This is a genomic window from Cohnella baijiui, assembly GCF_020731285.1.
GTDB lineage: Bacteria > Bacillota > Bacilli > Paenibacillales > Paenibacillaceae > Cohnella.
Window position 1 is genome coordinate 1 of the sequence record NZ_JAJFOW010000230.1, and the last position, 291, is coordinate 291.

The following is a 291-nucleotide window of genomic DNA, read 5'->3' on the forward strand; positions in this document are numbered from 1 at the left end:
CATCAACACTGATAACCGCATCTATGTGCTCCTCTACTCTCGTGTTCTTTACAAGAGGTAGAAGGAAATCAAGTGAGCCATTTGAAAAAATAACCCGCTGCCATGCCGTCAACTTAGGCAATATACCAAGCACCTCTGGGTAGGGGCGAAGCATAAGATATTCCTCCATCAATCTTTTCCGGTACGTCTCATCTAATGGAAGATCCATTTGCTTGCAAGCAAACACAAGCGCTTCCTCCGTCACCTGTCTAAAATCAGCATAACGTCCCATTAAAGAGCGAAGCCATGTAT

1 protein-coding gene is annotated in these 291 nt (G+C 44.7%); it reads right to left on the bottom strand.

Features of this window, described 5'->3' with window-relative positions; translation table 11 throughout:
- Positions 1–291: HAD family hydrolase (locus LKX83_RS32430; protein WP_465249358.1), on the bottom strand; the 291-nt coding region annotated here is incomplete at both ends.